General features: G+C 65.6%; 15 protein-coding genes. 4 read left to right on the top strand and 11 right to left on the bottom strand.

Annotation, left to right across the window (positions count from 1 at the left end):
* Positions 1–39 precede the first annotated feature (39 nt).
* Complete coding sequence (locus WDM24_RS17115) at positions 40–1,257, top strand: MFS transporter (RefSeq protein ID WP_338831847.1); 1,218 nt, start codon at positions 40–42, stop codon at positions 1,255–1,257.
* Between the two features lie 91 nt (positions 1,258–1,348).
* Here WDM24_RS17115 and WDM24_RS17110 read toward each other — a convergent pair whose 3' ends face one another.
* From WDM24_RS17110 to WDM24_RS17070, 9 genes are all read right to left on the bottom strand, one after another.
* Positions 1,349–2,530, bottom strand: a complete 1,182-nt coding sequence (locus WDM24_RS17110; RefSeq protein WP_248114536.1) for a TIGR03862 family flavoprotein — start codon at positions 2,528–2,530, stop codon at positions 1,349–1,351.
* A 41-nt stretch (positions 2,531–2,571) separates the two neighbouring features.
* Complete coding sequence (locus WDM24_RS17105) at positions 2,572–3,489, bottom strand: SDR family NAD(P)-dependent oxidoreductase (protein ID WP_338699776.1); 918 nt, start codon at positions 3,487–3,489, stop codon at positions 2,572–2,574.
* A gap of 243 nt (positions 3,490–3,732) precedes the next feature.
* On the bottom strand, positions 3,733–3,879 hold the full coding sequence (locus WDM24_RS17100; protein WP_165123242.1) for a hypothetical protein: 147 nt from the start codon (positions 3,877–3,879) through the stop codon (positions 3,733–3,735).
* 210 nt (positions 3,880–4,089) lie between these two features.
* Positions 4,090–4,569 carry a MaoC family dehydratase gene (locus tag WDM24_RS17095; RefSeq protein ID WP_106323062.1) on the bottom strand — a complete coding sequence of 160 codons (480 nt, stop codon included), beginning with the start codon at positions 4,567–4,569 and terminating at the stop codon, positions 4,090–4,092.
* 13 nt (positions 4,570–4,582) lie between these two features.
* Positions 4,583–6,307, bottom strand: a complete 1,725-nt coding sequence (locus tag WDM24_RS17090) for an AMP-binding protein (RefSeq protein ID WP_338699769.1) — start codon at positions 6,305–6,307, stop codon at positions 4,583–4,585.
* A gap of 99 nt (positions 6,308–6,406) precedes the next feature.
* Complete coding sequence (gene mmsB, locus WDM24_RS17085; RefSeq protein WP_338699767.1) at positions 6,407–7,294, bottom strand: 3-hydroxyisobutyrate dehydrogenase; 888 nt, start codon at positions 7,292–7,294, stop codon at positions 6,407–6,409.
* 25 nt (positions 7,295–7,319) lie between these two features.
* A complete protein-coding gene (locus WDM24_RS17080; protein WP_338831845.1) occupies positions 7,320–8,402 on the bottom strand; it encodes an enoyl-CoA hydratase/isomerase family protein in 1,083 nt (360 codons plus the stop codon).
* Positions 8,399–9,544, bottom strand: coding sequence for an isobutyryl-CoA dehydrogenase (locus WDM24_RS17075; protein ID WP_338699763.1), 1,146 nt, complete (start codon positions 9,542–9,544; stop codon positions 8,399–8,401). Before WDM24_RS17075 ends, WDM24_RS17080 begins: the two co-directional genes overlap by 4 nt.
* Before the next feature lie 184 nt (positions 9,545–9,728).
* Positions 9,729–11,225: a CoA-acylating methylmalonate-semialdehyde dehydrogenase gene (locus WDM24_RS17070; RefSeq protein WP_338699761.1), complete on the bottom strand. Its 1,497-nt coding sequence runs from the start codon at positions 11,223–11,225 to the stop codon at positions 9,729–9,731.
* A 120-nt stretch (positions 11,226–11,345) separates the two neighbouring features.
* On the opposite strand from WDM24_RS17070, the gene WDM24_RS17065 reads away from it, so the two are divergent.
* Positions 11,346–12,278, top strand: coding sequence for a LysR family transcriptional regulator (locus WDM24_RS17065; RefSeq protein WP_338699759.1), 933 nt, complete (start codon positions 11,346–11,348; stop codon positions 12,276–12,278).
* A gap of 3 nt (positions 12,279–12,281) precedes the next feature.
* On the opposite strand, the gene WDM24_RS17060 is transcribed toward WDM24_RS17065, so the two are convergent.
* On the bottom strand, positions 12,282–13,439 hold the full coding sequence (locus WDM24_RS17060) for an acyl-CoA dehydrogenase family protein (RefSeq protein WP_338701279.1): 1,158 nt from the start codon (positions 13,437–13,439) through the stop codon (positions 12,282–12,284).
* A gap of 103 nt (positions 13,440–13,542) precedes the next feature.
* Between WDM24_RS17060 and WDM24_RS17055 the strand changes: the two genes are divergently transcribed.
* Positions 13,543–14,448 carry a LysR substrate-binding domain-containing protein gene (locus tag WDM24_RS17055; protein WP_338699757.1) on the top strand — a complete coding sequence of 302 codons (906 nt, stop codon included), beginning with the start codon at positions 13,543–13,545 and terminating at the stop codon, positions 14,446–14,448.
* Positions 14,449–14,561: 113 nt separating this feature from the next.
* Here WDM24_RS17055 and WDM24_RS17050 read toward each other — a convergent pair whose 3' ends face one another.
* On the bottom strand, positions 14,562–14,714 hold the full coding sequence (locus WDM24_RS17050; protein WP_338831843.1) for a DUF1127 domain-containing protein: 153 nt from the start codon (positions 14,712–14,714) through the stop codon (positions 14,562–14,564).
* Between the two features lie 256 nt (positions 14,715–14,970).
* Between WDM24_RS17050 and WDM24_RS17045 the strand changes: the two genes are divergently transcribed.
* The gene (locus tag WDM24_RS17045; RefSeq protein WP_338699754.1) at positions 14,971–16,542 is read left to right on the top strand and encodes a winged helix-turn-helix domain-containing tetratricopeptide repeat protein; all 1,572 of its coding nucleotides are present in this window, start codon (positions 14,971–14,973) and stop codon (positions 16,540–16,542) included.
* Positions 16,543–16,668 lie beyond the last annotated feature (126 nt).

Below are 16,668 nucleotides of genomic sequence, written 5' to 3'. Positions count from 1 at the left end.
ATCCCCTAAAGGGGCCTCGCCACTCCATCGCGAGGTCCCATGACCATCTCCGAAGCCACCAAGCTCTCCCCGGCGCGCGCCGTCTCCGTGCGTCCCCTGATCTGGATCGGCGCCATCACCACCGGCACCGTCGTCACCAATCTGTTTGCGCCGCAGATTCTGGTCGGTCTGATCGGCCGCTCGCTCGGCATGACCGCGCTGCAGGCCGGCCTGATCTCGACACTGACCCTGCTCGGCTACGCGCTCGGGCTATTGCTGCTGGTGCCGCTGGTCGACCTCGTCGAGAACAAGCGGCTGATCCTGCGCACGCTCGCCTGCGCCATCGCCGCCGCGATCGGCACCGCGCTGGCGCCGACGCCGCTGATCCTGCTCGCGGCCACCTTCATCCTCGGCGCGTCCTGCGCCGCGATCCAGATGGTGGTGCCGCTGGTCGCCTCGATGGTCGCGCCGGAGCGCCGGGGACAGGCGATCGGCGATGTCATGAGCGGCTTGATGATCGGCATTCTGCTGTCGCGGCCGATGGCGAGCCTGATCGCGGATGCCTGGAGCTGGCGCGGCTACTACGTCACCTCCGCCATCCTGATGACCGTGCTCGCCGGTGCGCTGGCGCGCTTCCTGCCGACGCTGCAGCCGGCGGCGAAGGTCGGTTACGGCGCACTGCTGGCTTCGTTCCCAAAACTGCTGCACGAGGAACCGGTGCTGCGCGTCCGCGCCTGGACCGCGGCGCTGGTGATGGCCTCGTTCACCGCGTTCTGGGCCGCCGTTGCGCTGCGGCTGCCGGACGCGCCGTTCAACCTTGATGCCAAGGGCATCGCGCTGTTCGCGCTGATCGGCGTCGCCGGGGCCGCGGCAACCCCGATCGCCGGGCGCTGGGGCGACAGGGGTTTTGCGCGGCCGTTGCTGATCGTGTCGCATCTTCTCATTATCGGTTCGCTCGTGCTGTGCGCCTGGGCCGGCATGCTCGAATCCCGGATCGCAGCGCTTGTCGTGCTCAGTCTTGGCACCATCCTGCTCGATCTCGGCATCACCACCGACCAGACGCTCGGCCGCCGCGCCGTCAACCTGCTGCGGCCGGAGGCGCGCGGCCGGATCAACGGCCTGTTCGTGGCGCTGTTCTTCATCGGCGGCGCCATCGGCGCGGCAGCGGCCTCCGCGGCGTGGAGTTATGGCGGCTGGGCGATGGTCTGCGCGGTGGCTGCGGCGTTCGGTGTGCTCGGCTTCGTCACCGACATGGCGACGAATACCGGCTCGGAATGAGCAGCATCGCGTAGGATAGGTAGAGCGCAGCGAAACCCATCATGTCTCCGCGCGGAAGAAAGTTGATGGGTTTCGCTTCGCTCTACCCATCCTACGATTTCTGCGCGAGCCACACCAACACGCCTTTTCCGGCGGCGGCCCCCGTCGCGAACGATGCCTGCAGCAGATAACCACCAGTCGGCGCTTCCCAGTCGAGCATCTCGCCGGCGGCGAAAACACCGGGCAGGCGCCGTAGCATAAAGTGCTCGTCGAGCTCGTCGAACCTGATCCCGCCGACGCTCGAGATCGCGCGCGCGATCGGCGCCACGCCGGTGATCCTGATCGGCACCGCGTTGATCAGCCCGGCCAGTTCGGCCGGCGACAGCGCGGCCAGCGACCGGCCGGAGGCGACCGCCGCCTCCTGCAACAGCCCGATGCCGACCGGCGAGAGCTGTGCGGCCTTGCGCAGGAAGTTGGAGAAGGATTGCTTGCCCTTCGGCGCCGACAGCCGCGCGATCAGCTCGTCGCGCGCGGCGTCGGGCCGCAGCGCCACGCTGAGCGTCGCCGTTCCCTTGTCGAGCACCGCCTCGCGCAACTCCGCCGACAATGCGTAGATGGCGCCGCCTTCGATGCCGGCGCGGGTGACGATGGCCTCGCCGCGCACGGTGTGCGGACCGATCGTCAGCGCGACGCCCTTGAGCGGCTGGCCCTCGAACCGATCGCGGAAGATGTCGGACCAGGCGACGGTGAAGCCGGAATTGGCCGGTCGCATCGGCGCCACGGCAACGCCTTTCTCGGCGAGGATCTCCGCCCAGGCGCCATCCGATCCGAGCCGCGGCCAGCTCGCGCCGCCGAGCCCGAGCACGGCTGCGTCGGCACTGATCGCACGCCGGCCATCCGGCGTCTCGAACAGCAGTCCGCCGCCCGCGTCCCATCCAGTCCAGCGATGCCGGAATGCGAACTGCACGCCCGCAGCATCGAGCCGCCGCAGCCAGGCGCGCAGCAATGGCGATGCCTTGAACGCCTCGGGGAAGACGCGGCCGCTCGTGCCGACGAAGGTCGGCTGCCCCAGCGCCTCGCTCCAGGCGCGCAGGGCGTCGGGCGGAAATGCCTCGACCGCGGCCTTCAGGCGCGGCATCGCCTCGCGATAGCGCTTCAGGAAATCCGGCAGCGGTTCTGAGTGGGTGAGATTGAGCCCGCCGCGGCCAGCCATCAGGAACTTGCGGCCGGCCGACGGCATCGCCTCGTAGACGGTGACTTCAGCGCCACCTTGCGCGAGCGCCTCCGCCGCCATCAGGCCGGCAGGTCCGGCTCCGATGACGGCGACGACCATGCTCAGAGCTTGATCCCCGCCCGCGCGGCAGCCTGGGCGACGTATTTCTGCGTCTGCTCGAAGGCGCCCTGCAGCGCTTTCGCGGTCGACATGTCAGCGATGTCCTTGAAGTGCGCGGCGACGCCGTCGGGCGTCCATTCGGATTGCGGCAGGTTGACGCCTTCGGTCTCCAGCACCTGGATCACCGCGAACGAGCCGGCGCCGGCGCCCATGATGGTGCGGGTCGGCGCATCTTCCGAGAGCAGGAATTCGACCGCCGGCGTGATCGCTTCCGGCCGCATCAGCTGCAGCGCCTGCGGCGGCAGCAGTTCCTCGGTCATGCGGGTCGCCGCCGTCGGCGAGATGGTGTTGACCTTGATGTTGTTCTTGCGGCCCTCCTCGGCGAGCACGTTCATCAGGCCGACCATGCCGGCCTTCGCCGCGCCGTAATTGGCCTGGCCGAAATTGCCGAACAGGCCGGACGACGAGGTCGTCAGCACGATGCGGCCGTAGTTGCGCTCGCGCATGCCGGCCCACACCGCCTTGCAGCAGTAGAAGGTGCCGGTGAGATGCACGCCGAGCACCTTGTCCCAGTCGGCGACTTCCATCTTGGCGAACGATTTGTCGCGCAGGATGCCGGCATTGGCGCAGAGCAGATCGACGCTGCCCCACTCCTTGGTAGCGCGCTCGACCATGGCGGTGACCTGCTCGAAATTCGAGACGTCGGCGCCGTCGGCCATCGCGGTGCCGCCCGCCTTGCGGATTTCCTCGACCACGGTCTCGGCCGGCGACAGCGAGCCGCCCGTGCCGTCGCGCGCGCCGCCGAAATCATTGACCACGACCTTGGCGCCGCGGCTGGCGAGCCCCAGCGCATGCGCCCGTCCGAGACCATTGCCCGCGCCGGTGACGATAGCGACGCGTCCGTCAAACCTTATTGCCATGCAAGTACTTCCTATCCTTTCTTCCTTCTCCCCTTGTGGGAGAAGGTGGCGCGCAGCGCCGGATGAGGGGTCTCTCTCCACGGATGAGCTCGCGGAGAGAGACCCCTCACCCGGCTCGCTTCGCGAGCCACCCTCTCCCACAAGGGGAGAGGGTACACCGAGCAAGATATCGGCAGCTTTTGAGCAGCGATGGATGGCCGGGTCAAGCCCGGCCAGGACCGTCCAAGGCGGCCACCGGGCGCGCTATACGGAAGGCGTCATCGACCCGCAGGGCTTCAGGCTTTTGAGCAGGTGCCCGCTCCAGCACTCATGATGCTCCTGGGCGTAGCTGATCGCCCCAATCACAATCAAAGCGACTACGACAAGTCCGGCGACGATGTTCTGCACCATGGCTGCCACTCCGGGACCGCACCGCCTAAAGGGTGGATGATGGACACCAGGAACCATCGCCGTCAATGCGCCAAGTGGACTTGGCGAGCAACTCACCGCCTATGAAACTCGTCATGCCCGGGTTTATCCCGGGCATCCACGTCTTTGGTTTCGGCATCAAGAAAGACGTGGATGGCCGGGACAAGCCCGGCCATGACGGGCGTGGCGCCCTCAGCTGAAATAGATCAGGCCGAGCCAGTCGGCGACCAGCGCGGGCTTGTCCTCGCCCTCGATCTCGACCGTGACGTTGGTGCGCGACAGCAGTTCCTTCGGCTTGCGCAGCGTGGCTTCCGCCAGCACGAAACGGCCGCGGACGCGCTTGCCCGAGCGCACCGGCGAGATGAAGCGCAGCTTGTCGAAACCGTAATTGACGCCCATCGCGGTGCCCTCGAGCACCGGCATCACCTCGTAGGACATGATCGACATCAGCGACATCGTGAGGAAGCCATGCGCGATCGTGGTGCCGAAGGCGGTCTCCTTTTTGGCCCGTTCGGGATCGACATGGATGAACTGGTGATCCTCGATCACATCGGCATAGGTGTCGATGCGGCCCTGATCGAGCAGGTGCCATGAGGACACGCCGATCTCCTTGCCGACCATGCCCTGGTAGGTTTCCAGCGACACCGGCGGCTTCTTCCAGACTTCGTTCATTGGCTAACCTCTGCTAACCGGAGGTCCGCACCTTCTGCAGCTCCGGAAATTCTTCCTCGCGGAACTCGACTCCGCGCAACGCATCGCTGCGATTATCGTCATGTTCGAGCCGGCGCAACTGCACCCGGCGGATTTTTCCGGAGATCGTCTTCGGCAGCTCGGTCACCAGCTCGATCTTGCGGATGCGCTTGAACGGCGCCAGCCTTGCATGCAGGTGCTGGAAGATGGACAGCGCGGTCTCCGGCGTGCGCTCGACACCCGAGACCAGCAGCACATAGGCCTTGGGGATCGCCAGCCGGATCGGGTCCGGGCTCGGCACCACGGCAGCTTCCGCCACCGCATCGTGCTCCAACAGCACGCTTTCCAGCTCGAACGGCGAGATCCGGTAGTCGGAGGATTTGAACACGTCGTCGGTGCGGCCGACGAAGGTCAGATAGCCCTCGTCATCGGTGAACACGACGTCGCCGCTGCGATAGATCTCGCCATCGGCACCGGCGAGCTTGCCGTCGTCGGCTTGATAGCCCTGCATCAGGCCCGCCGGCCTGTCGGCGCCGAGCAACAGCGTCACCTCGCCTTCCTTGGACGCATGGCCGTCATTGTCGGTGACCTGCACGCGATAGCCCGGCAGCGGCCGGCCCATCGAGCCGACCTTGACCTTCTGCCCCGGCGAATTGCCGGCAAGCGCGGTGGTCTCGGTCTGGCCGTAGCCGTCGCGGATGGTCAGCCCCCAAGCCGATTTGACCTGGTCGATGATCTCGGGATTGAGCGGCTCGCCGGCGCCGCAGACTTCCCGCAGGCTCACCTTGAAGTCCGCGAGTTGCTCCTGGATGAACATCCGCCACACCGTCGGCGGCGCGCAAAGCGTCGTGACGCCACAGCGGGCGATGGTCGCGAGCAGTCCTCTCGCCTCGAAGCGCGGCTGGTTGGCGATGAAGATCGTCGCGCCGGCGTTCCACGGCGCGAAGAAGCAGCTCCAGGCGTGCTTGGCCCAGCCGGGCGACGAGATGTTGAGATGGACGTCGCCGGGCTGCAGGCCGATCCAGTACATGGTCGAGAGATGGCCGACCGGATAGCTGCGCTGGCTGTGCCGCACCAGCTTTGGCTTTGCCGTGGTGCCCGAGGTGAAATAGAGCAGCATCGGGTCGTCGGCCTTGGTCGGGCCATCGGGCGTGAAGGCTTCGGGCGACTTCGCGGCGTCCTCGAACGGCAGCCAGCCGTCCTGCGCCTGCGTCGCGCCGACCACGATGCGGACGAGTTGGTCGGTGCCGAGGCCGGCGAACTTCGCCACCTGATCCAGCGTCGCGACCACCGCCTTGGCCCGGCCGCGATCCAGCCGGTCGCGCAGTTCATCCGCAGTCAACAGCGTGGTCGCCGGGATCACGACGACGCCGAGTTTCATCGCCGCCAGCATGGTCTCCCACAGCGGCACGACATTGCCGAGCAGCAGCAACAGATGATCGCCGCGCTGCAGCCCCTGCGCGCGCAGGAAATTCGCCACCTGGTTCGAGCGGCGTGAAAGTTCAGCGAACGACAGCTTGGTCTCGTTGCCGCTGGCGGCATCGACGATCCACAGCGCCGGCCGATCGCGGCTGTCGGCGTTGTGCGCCAGCTCGGCGTCGAACCAATCCAGCGCCCAGTTGAACGGCACCGGATCGGGCCAGCGAAAATCCCTCACCGCCGTGTCGTAGTCGGTGCGGTGCTTGAGCAGAAAGGCGCGTGCGTCCTGAAATGTGGTCATCCGGCTTCACCACGTTTTCTTGCGTCATCCCCGCGCAACGCTTCGCGTTGTCGCTGGAGGAGCCGCGAAGCGGCGTCTCGAAGGATGACGGAACCAATACTATTTCCCAGCGAGGCTGCGAACGTGCTGGATAATTCCGGAAAAGTCGACCCCGCCATGGCCCGAGGCGTCGAAGGTCTTGTAGAGCTCCTGCGCATGCTTGCCGAGCGGCGTCACCGCGCCGGCGGCATTGGCGGCGTCCTGGGCCAGCGTCAGGTCCTTGACCATCAGGTTGGAGGCGAAACCCGGCTTGTAGTCGTTGTTGGCCGGCGAGGTCGGCACCGGGCCGGGAACCGGGCAATAGGTCGTGAGCGACCAGCACTGCCCCGACGAGGTCGAGGCGACGTCGAACAGCGCCTGGTGCGACAGGCCGAGCTTTTCGGCCAGCACGAAGGCCTCGCCGACCGCGATCATGGAAATGCCGAGGATCATGTTGTTGCAGATCTTGGCCGCCTGCCCGGCGCCGCCGGCGCCGCAATGCACGATCTTCTTGCCCATGTTGGCCAGCATCGGCTGGGCCGCCGCAAACGCCTTCGCCTCACCGCCGCACATGAAGGTCAGCGTCGCGCCCTTGGCGCCGCCGGTGCCGCCGGAGACCGGCGCGTCGACCGAGGCCATGCCGTGCTTGGCGGCCAGCGCATGCGCCTGCTTGGCGCTTTCGACGTCGATGGTCGAGCAGTCGATAATCAGCGCGCCCTTGGCCATCGCCGGAAGCACCTCGTTCCAGACGCCGAGCACATGCTTGCCGGCCGGCAGCATGGTGATGACGACATCGGCCCCTTTCACCGCACCGACGCCGCTCTCGGCGATCGCGGCACCGTCGTGCCTCGCCTGATCGCGCGATGCTGCGACCAGATCGAACGCGGTCACCTTGTGGCCGGCCTTGACCAGATTGGCCGCCATCGGCCCGCCCATATTGCCGAGCCCGATGAATGCGACGTTTGCCATGGGAAGTCCTCCGCTTGCGACGTTTCTATTTGCTGTCAGGAAATTTCAATTCGTCGGCGCCGATCTCGGCGAAATACGGTGCAACCATCTCCGGCGTCACGTCCTCGATATTCGCCGGCGACCACTTCGGATTGCGGTCCTTGTCGATCACGGCGGCGCGCACGCCCTCGCGGAAATCGTCGCTGGCGAACACCGCGAGCGCGGCACGATATTCGCGCACCAGGCACTCTTCCAGCGTCTCGGTCGCGCGCGCCAATCGTAGCAGCTTCAGCGTCACCACCATGCCGCGCGGCGACTTCTCAGCCAGCGCCTTCAACGTGGCCTGCGCCAGGTCGGAGCCATCAGCCTTCAGCGCGACAATGATGTCTTCCATCCGTCCGCGCGCGAACCAGCTGTCGATCCTGGCCTGCATCGCGGCAACAGGGCCGGATGTCTCGCCGGTGGCGAAGCCTGCGATCAGGCGATCGATCTCGACCGAGCTGGTGCCTGGCGCAACTTTGGTCAGCGCCTCGCGCAACGCAGGGAGCTTGGCGCTCGGCACCACGGCGTCGGCGAACTTCGCGTAGATCGCGTCCGGACCATTCATGGTGGTGCCGGTGAGCCCAAAATAGGTGCCGATCTCGCCCGGCGAGCGCGACAGCAGATAGGTGCCGCCGACATCGGGGAAGAAGCCGAGCCCGACTTCGGGCATCGCGAGCTTGGTTCGCTCTGTCACCACGCGGTGGCGGCTGTGCGCCGACAGGCCGACGCCGCCGCCCATCACGATGCCGTCCATGAACGCGACATAGGGCTTAGGGAATGTCTTGATCCGCGCGTTGAGGATGTACTCGTCGCGCCACAGGATCTTGCCGAGGTCACCCTTGACCTTGGAGCTTTCCCACAGCGCCCGGATATCGCCGCCGGCGCACAGGCCGCGCTCGCCGGCGCCTTCCAGCACGATGACCGCGACATCAGGATCGGCTTCAAACAGGTCGAGCGCCCTGTCGATGTCGTGGAACATCTCCAGCGTCACGGCATTGATCGCCCTCGGCCGGTTGAGGCGGATGATGCCGGCCGATCCCTCCTTGCGCGTGATCAGATCGCCCTCGGCAGCTGCCGCATCATTCATCGCGCGCCCTCGATCAGTTTGCGCGACACGATCAGCCGCATAATTTCATTGGTGCCTTCGAGGATCTGGTGCACGCGCAGATCGCGCACGATCTTCTCGACGCCGTATTCGCTGAGATAGCCGTAGCCGCCATGCAGCTGCAGTGCCTGGTTGGCGACCTCGAAGCCGACATCGGTGCCGAACCGTTTTGCCATTGCACAGAGCATGGAGGCATCCGGGTCCTTGCGGTCGAGCGCGGCCGCGGCGCGCCACAGGAAGGTGCGTGCGGCCTCGAGCTCAGTCGCCATGTCGGCGATCTTAAATTGCAGCGCCTGGAATTCGTCGAGGCGTTTGCCGAACGCCTTGCGGTCCCTCATGTAGGCCAGCGCCTTGTCGAGTGCTGACTGCGCGCCGCCGAGCGAGCACGCCGCGATGTTGAGACGGCCGCCGTCGAGGCCGGCCATCGCGATCTTGAAGCCGATGCCCTCCTCGCCGAGCCGGTTTGCGACCGGCACGCGCGCGTTCTCGAAGATCACGGCGCGGGTCGGCTGCGCGTTCCAGCCCATCTTGCGCTCGTTGGCGCCGAACGACACGCCCGGCGTCTTGCCGTCGACGACAACAGTCGAGACGCCGCCGGGACCATCGCCGCCGGTCCGTACCATCGCCACCAGCAGGTCGGTACTGCCGGCGCCGGAGATGAACTGCTTCTGGCCGTTGAGCACGTAATGATCGCCGTCGCGCACCGCGCGGGTGCGCAAGGCGGCGGCGTCGGAGCCGGCGCCCGGCTCGGTCAGGCAGTAGCTCGCGATCAGCTCCATGGTGCAGAGTTTTGGCAGCCATGTGTGACGCTGGGTGTCGTTGCCATAGGCATCGATCATCCAGGAGGCCATGTTGTGGATCGAGATGAAGGCCGACGTGGTCGGACATCCCGTCGCCAGCGCCTCGAAGATCAGCGCCGCGTCGAAGCGCGTCATCGCCGAGCCGCCGACATCGTCCTTGATATAGATGCCGCCGATGCCGAGGCCTGCGGCCTCGCGCATCACGTCGACAGGAAAATGCTTCTTCTCGTCCCATTCGAGCGCGTGCGGCGCGATCTTCTCCGCCGCAAACGCCCGCGCCATGTCGCGAACCGCGATCTGGTCCTCGTTGAGAGCGAACTGCATCTCAATGCCCCCGCAGGCTGAGGTCACCTCTCCCCACCGGGGAGAGGTCGATTTGCGCAGCAAATCGGGTGAGGGGGTGTCGCTCCAACGAGAGACCGTGCCCCCTCACCCGGCGCTTCGCGCCGACCTCTCCCAAAGGGAGAGGTGATTTCCCGATGCTGCTAAAGCTCACTCCAGTCTCGCGTTACTTCATCGTCGGGATCGAGAACTCCGCGCCGTCCTTGACGCCGGACGGCCAACGCGAGGTCACCGTCTTGGTCTTGGTGTAGAAGCGCACCGAATCCGGACCGTGCTGGTTGAGATCGCCGAAGCCCGACTTCTTCCAGCCGCCGAAGGTGTAGTAGGCGATCGGCACCGGGATCGGCACGTTGACGCCGACCATGCCGACATTGACCTTGGCGGCGAAGTCGCGCGCGGTGTCGCCGTCGCGGGTGAAGATCGCAACGCCGTTGCCGTAGTCATGCTCGGACGGCAGCGCCAGCGCCTCCTGGTAGTCGTGTGCACGCACCACCGAGAGCACCGGCCCAAAAATCTCTTCCTTGTAGATCCGCATGTCCTTGGTGACGTTGTCGAACAGCGAACCGCCGAGATAGAAGCCCTTCTCGTAGCCCTGCATCTTGAAGCCGCGGCCGTCGACCGCAAGCGTCGCGCCTTCCTTGATGCCGATGTCGATGTAGTTCTTGACCTTCTCGACCGCCTCGCGAGTCACCAGCGGGCCGTAATCGGCCGACGGGTCGACCGAGGTGCCGATCTTGAGCGACTCGACGCGCGGGATCAGCTTTTCCATCAGCCGGTCGGCGGTGGTCTTGCCGACCGGGACGGCAACCGACACCGCCATGCAGCGCTCGCCGGCCGAGCCGTAGCCGGCGCCGATCAGCGCGTCGACGGTCTGGTCCATGTCGGCGTCAGGCATGATGATGGCGTGGTTCTTGGCGCCACCGAAGCACTGGCAACGCTTGCCGGTCTGCGCTGCGCGCTCGTAGATGTATTGCGCGATCGGGGTCGAGCCGACGAAGCCGACCGCCTTGATATCGGGATCGTCGAGGATGCCGTCGACCGCTTCCTTGTCGCCGTTGACGACGTTGAGGATGCCGGCCGGCAGGCCCGCTTCCATCATCAGCTCGGCAAGCTTCATCGGCACGCCCGGATCGCGCTCCGACGGCTTCAGGATGAAGGCATTGCCGCAGGCGATCGCCGGCGCGAACTTCCACATCGGGATCATCGCCGGGAAATTGAACGGCGTGATGCCTGCGACGACGCCGAGCGGCTGCCGCATCGAATAGATGTCGATGCCGGGGCCGGCGCCTTCGGTGTACTCGCCCTTCATCAGATGCGGAATGCCGCAGGCGAACTCGGCGACTTCGAGGCCGCGCTGGATGTCACCCTTGGCATCGGGAACGGTCTTGCCGTGCTCACGCGCCAATAGCTCGGCGAGCTTGTCGTAGTCGCGCTGCACCAGTTCGACGAATTTCATCATGACGCGGGCGCGGCGCTGCGGATTGGTGGCGGCCCATTCCGGCTGGGCGGCGCGGGCGTTCTCGACCGCGGCGCGGACTTCGGCCTTGGAGGCCAGCGCCACCTTGGCCTGGACCTCGCCGGTCATCGGCTCGAAGACGTCGGCCGTGCGGCCCGATGTGCCCTTGACCTCCTTGCCACCGATGAAATGTCCGATCGAGCGCATGAATATCCTCCCTTGGAGACCTGAATCGCCGCTGCCGGCGGCGGGATCGCTTTACAAACCCTAATGACCCTGCATTTTATAGGATTCAAGTCCGATAAATTGCACCATAGATGTGCGGAAATGCAGGATCAAGGCGGCGACGCGATCGACTGGGACGACTTCCGTTTCGTGCTGGCGATCGTGCGCGGCGGGTCGGTTTCAGCTGCCGCCAAGCAGCTCGGCGTCGATCATGCCACAGTGATCCGCCGTGTCGACCGGCTGGAGCGCCACCTCTCCGCAAAACTGTTTGATCGCCGCAAGACCGGCTACCTGCTGACCGAGGCCGGCCAGCGCGTCGCCGACAGCGCCGAGGCGATGGAATCCACCATCGTCGCCAACCAGGAGGCGGTCGGCGGCTCGCGCGCGCACCTCACCGGCACGGTGCGGATCGGCGCGCCGGACGGGTTCGGCAGCCACTTCCTGGCCTCGCGGCTGGTCAAGTTCACCGAGCGGTATCCCGATCTCGATCTGCAGCTCGTCGCCACCGCGCGGCTGTTCTCGCTCTCCAAGCGCGAGGCCGACATCGCGATCAGCCTGACCATGCCGAAGGAAGGCCGCATCGTCGGCCGCAAGCTCTTGGACTACACGCTCGGGCTTTATGCCGCACCCGGCTATCTCGCGCAGGCGCCAAGGATCGCCGTGCGCGCCGACCTGCCGCAGCACCGCTTCGTCGGCTACATTGAGGAGCTGTTGTTCACGCCGGAGCTGGACTATCTGCCGCAGGTCTCGCCGAAAATCTCGGCAAAATTCCGCAGCGCCAATCTGATCGCGCAGCTCAATGCCACCATCGCCGGCTTCGGCATCGCCGTGCTGCCGCACTTCATGGCGACCGCCCACCCCGAGTTGGCGCCGGTGCTGCCGGACGAGGTGCGGATCTCCCGCACCTTCTGGCTGTTGATGCACGCCGACAGCAAGGACCTCGCCCGCATCCGCGCGGTGGCGGATTACATCTACGAGACGGTGGAAACCGAGCGCGCGCTGTTCAGCGGGCCTTCCCGACGCGCTGACGCCTGATGGTCAGACGCGCGTGGTGCCGGGTTCGAGCCCCAGCGCAAGCCGCCCGACGATGGTGTAGTTGTTTGGACTGACCGCCACATGCTTGGCCGCCGCCTGGGCGTCGCGAACCGCACGCTCCAGCTTTCCGGACTCGAAGATGGCCGCGGTGCCGGCGTTGGCCGCGATGCTATCGACAATCTGCAGCGCGCATTCGGTTGCATTGCTGCAGGCCGCTCGAAACGCGGCGCGCGCCTGCAAGAGACGATCCCCGCCGATATCGGTCGCCGTCATGAGCTCCGCCATGGCATCGACCAGCAAGGCACGCGCGGCGTGCAGCGCCGTTTCCGCGCGCCCCACCATCGCCTGAACGAGCTCGCTCTCGCGCAGCAACATGGTGCTGCCCAAGCGCGTCTTGCGGCCGGCAAGCGCAATAAATGCGTCGATCGCCCCCCGCGCGATCCCGAGTGGAACGGCCGAGATGGTCGATGCAAAGGCCGACAGGCCGGGCAAGCGGTAGATCAATCCCGGTTGCGTCGGCTTGAAGTCGACCAACGGATGCGAGTGGTCGGCGGAGACAAAGACGTCGCGGACTTCAAAATCGCAGCTGCCGGTGGCGCGCAGACCGGAAACGAACCAGTTGTCGTGAACGGTGACATCGCACTTCGCGAAATAGCAGCACAATGGCGGCTCGCTCTCACCGTCGGCGGACTTGACGCTGGCCAGTCCCATGAACCTGGTGGCGTGATGGGCGCCGCTGCCAAACGGCCACCGCCCGCTGACGCGATAGCCTCCGGCCACGCGTTCCGCCACGCCGACGGCTCCGGTCGCGCTGGCAATGAACGTGTGAGGGTCGGCGAACCAGTCGCGAACCACCGCTTCCGGCAGATAGCCACCGGTCCGGCTCATTCCAGCGCCGTTGCCAACTAACCAGCCGACCGAACCGTCAAGCGCGCAAGCGGCTTCGACGACGTTCATGAAATCGAACGGTGACAGTTCGGGACCGCCCAGTATTTTCGGCAGATAGAGGCGGAATAGTCCGGCCTCGGCCAGCGCGATGAACACTGCATCGGGGATCCTGCGCTCCGTATCGAAGCTTCCTCGATGCTCGTCGATGAGAGGCACGAGCCGTTGCACGGCGGCCAGATAATCCGACACACCGGTGTGAGCCGTCATCAGCATGGACACCTCCATCACGCGCGACAGGCAGTCTAGAAAGCAGGAACTGCCACGGCAAATCCGAAGAATTCAGGTGCAGGTGAACTGAATTCATCTACAATGCCGCATGCGCAAATTGCCGCCGCTGACCGAACTGCGCGCGTTCGAGGCCGCCGCCCGCCACCTCAGTTTCAAGCTGGCTGCGGCCGAGTTGGGCGTCACGCCAACCGCAATCAGCCACCAGCTGAAATTGCTGGAGCGTCACTGCGGCCAGTCGCTGTTCCGCCGCCGGCCGCGGCCGCTGGCGCTCACGCGCGCCGGACAACAGCTGTTCCCCGTAGTTCGCGACGGCTTCGAAACCTTCGCCGAGGCGCTGAGCGGGATACGAAGCGGCGGCACAAGCGGACGACTCCGCCTGACCGCGACCAACGCATTCACCGCACGGTGGCTAGTGCCGCGATTGCCCGACTGGCGGGACGCCTATCCACGCCTGAAGCTCGACATCATCGGCACTGACACGGTGCTCGATCTCGATAGCGGAGAGGCCGACATTGCCGTTCGCTACGCCCGCAAGGCGCCGCCGGGCGGCCCCTCCGTCGAGCTGCTTCGCGACGAATTCTATGTCGTCGCCAGTCCCCGGCTGGTCGGCAACCTCAAGCGACCGTTGAGCCCAGCCGAACTGGCGCGATTTCCCCTGATCGAAGCCGAATGGCCACCGGCCGATCTTGATGCGCCGCGCTGGCAGCACTGGCAACGCGTCGCCAGCCGACGCCATCGCTCCGCGCCCGATTTCGCGGCGCTGCCAAGTCTGAGCTTTCGCGAGGAACTGCATGCGATCGAGGCCACGATCGCCGGCCAGGGCGTGGCGATCTGCAGCACCGTCCTGATCGGTCCCGAACTCGCAAACGGCACGCTGGTGCCGGTCTCCCGGATCAAGCTGCCGGGTTACGGATTCTACATCGTGCACCGCGCAGGACACCCGAAGACGGACTTGATCACGGCGTTCATCAACTGGGCACAGGCCGCCGGATAGCCCGCCTGCGGCAGAGCATAGGCGGGAAGCGTAACCGACCGTTCAGGGCGGGCATCTGCGCCAGGAGACGCATGGTTGTGTCCAATTCCGACCGCCGCCGGATATCGACATCGTCAGGCGGATCGGATGCCCCGCGGGTCGGTGTCCCGGTTCCCGGCGACGTGGTCGATCTCGCCACGGGAAATCCCGATATCGATGAGCTCCCGATCGCTCAAACTGGCGAGATCGGCGCGCAGCCGCTCCCATTTGCCATTCCTGGATTGCATCCCAAAAACCCCTGAAGGCGCCGGGGCCGCGCGGCGTCGATGCGGTGGTCCGGGCTGAACGCGTTGGACTGTAGGTCGTGCTCATTGCAGCACCTCCGGGATACGTTCTCTTCACCCGCACAAGGTGCCGCGGCATGAGCGCGCGCGCTTCACCGGCGGCTTACATTTTCCTCACCGGCGGCTTATTCTTGGCGCTCCAGGCGGTGCCAAGGCGCCTCATGACGATCATCGGAGGCACACCCAAGGGATTCGCGGCTTGCGCTATCTCTTCGAGGAGTACGCACTCGACACTGACCGGCGCGAGCTGCATCGCGGGGCGGAGGTGGTCTCCGTCACGCCACAGGTATTCGACCTGCTCGACTTTCTGATCCGCAACAGGGAGCGCGTCGTCAGCAAGGACGACGTCATCGAAGCCATCTGGAACGGGCGCAGCGTGTCCGATGCAGCGCTGACCACCCGCCTCAATGTCGCGCGCAGCGCCATCGGTGATTCCGGCGAACAGCAGCGTCTGATCAAGACACTGCCACGCAAAGGTTTCCGGTTCGTCGGTGCGGTCCGGGAAGATCGGGGGCCTGCAAGCGCGGCAACGGCCGGCGCCGAGTTGGAGCGGCCGAAGCCAACCGTCGCGCTCCCCGACAAACCTTCGATCGCCGTGCTGCCCTTCCAGAACCTGAGTGCCGACCCGGAGCAGGAGTATTTCGCCGATGGCGTCGTGGAAGATATCACGATGGCACTGTCGCGGTTTCGTTGGCTGCTCGTGATCGCGCGCAATTCGAGCTTCACCTACAAGGGCCGGCCCGTGGACATCAAGCAGGTCGGCCGCGAGCTCGCGGTGCGCTATGTCCTCGAAGGTAGCGTGCGCAAGGCCGGAAATCGCATTCGTATCGCCGGTCAGTTGATCGATGCTGAAACCGGCGCGCATCTCTGGGCTGACCGTTTTGATGGTGCGCTCGAGGATATCTTCGATTTGCAGGACCAGGTGACCTCTACCGTCGTGGGTGCCATCGCGCCCATGCTGCAGCGCGAGGAAATCAGGCGAGCCAGGCGCAAGCCGACCGAGAACCTGGATGCATACGACTATTACCTGCGTGGGTTGGCGAGCGTTCGTCGCTGGACCAGAGAAGCGAACAGCGAAGCACTCCTGCTCTTTTGCAAGGCGATCGAGCTCGACCCCGGTCTGGCGTGCGCCTATGGCATGGCCGGATGGTGCTACATCCAGCGCAAAGCGCGTCGCTGGATGATCGATCGTGAGCAGGAAAGTGCCGAAGCTACGCGGCTAGGCTGGAAAGCAGTGCATCTGGGAGTAGATGACCCGGCAGCGATGTGCATGGGTGCATATGTCCTCGCCTTCATCGCCCATGAGTTCGATGATGCGATTGCTTTCGTGGATCGCGGACTGGCGATCAATCCGAACCTGGCGCAAGCCTGGAATCTTGGTGCGTGGGTGAGGATTTTTCGAGGTGAGCCCGACCTCGTACTTGATTACACTGCGCGCGCCATGCGCCTGAGTCCGCTCGATCCGTCCATGTACAGCATCAACGCAGCCGTGGCGTATGCTCATTTTCTCTCCGGCCGCCATGATATGGCGTTGTCATGGGCCGAGAAGGCATTGCGCGACAATCCGGATTTCCTGCTGACAATCTGCATGTGCGCGGCCTGCAATGCGCTCACCGGACGCCTTGAGCCGGCACAGAAGAGCATCGCGCGTGCACGCGAGCGCAATCCCGATCTGTGCATCTCCAATCTGGACGATCTGGCACCATTTCGCCGCGCGGAGGATCTAGCCCTTTTTGCCAAGGGTCTTCGCGAAGCGGGGCTTCCGGACTGATCGTGAGTCCGCGGCCTCGCCCGCATCCACGCTGTGGCCGACTGCGTCTACGAGACACTAGAAGCTGAGCGCGCACTGTTTGGCGGAATGTATCTCTCCGTCGTCCCGGCGAACGCCGGGACCCAT

This window comes from Bradyrhizobium sp. 27S5 (genome assembly GCF_037217225.1).
Lineage (GTDB): Bacteria > Pseudomonadota > Alphaproteobacteria > Rhizobiales > Xanthobacteraceae > Bradyrhizobium > Bradyrhizobium septentrionale.
This window is presented reverse-complemented; position numbering and strand designations above follow the sequence as displayed.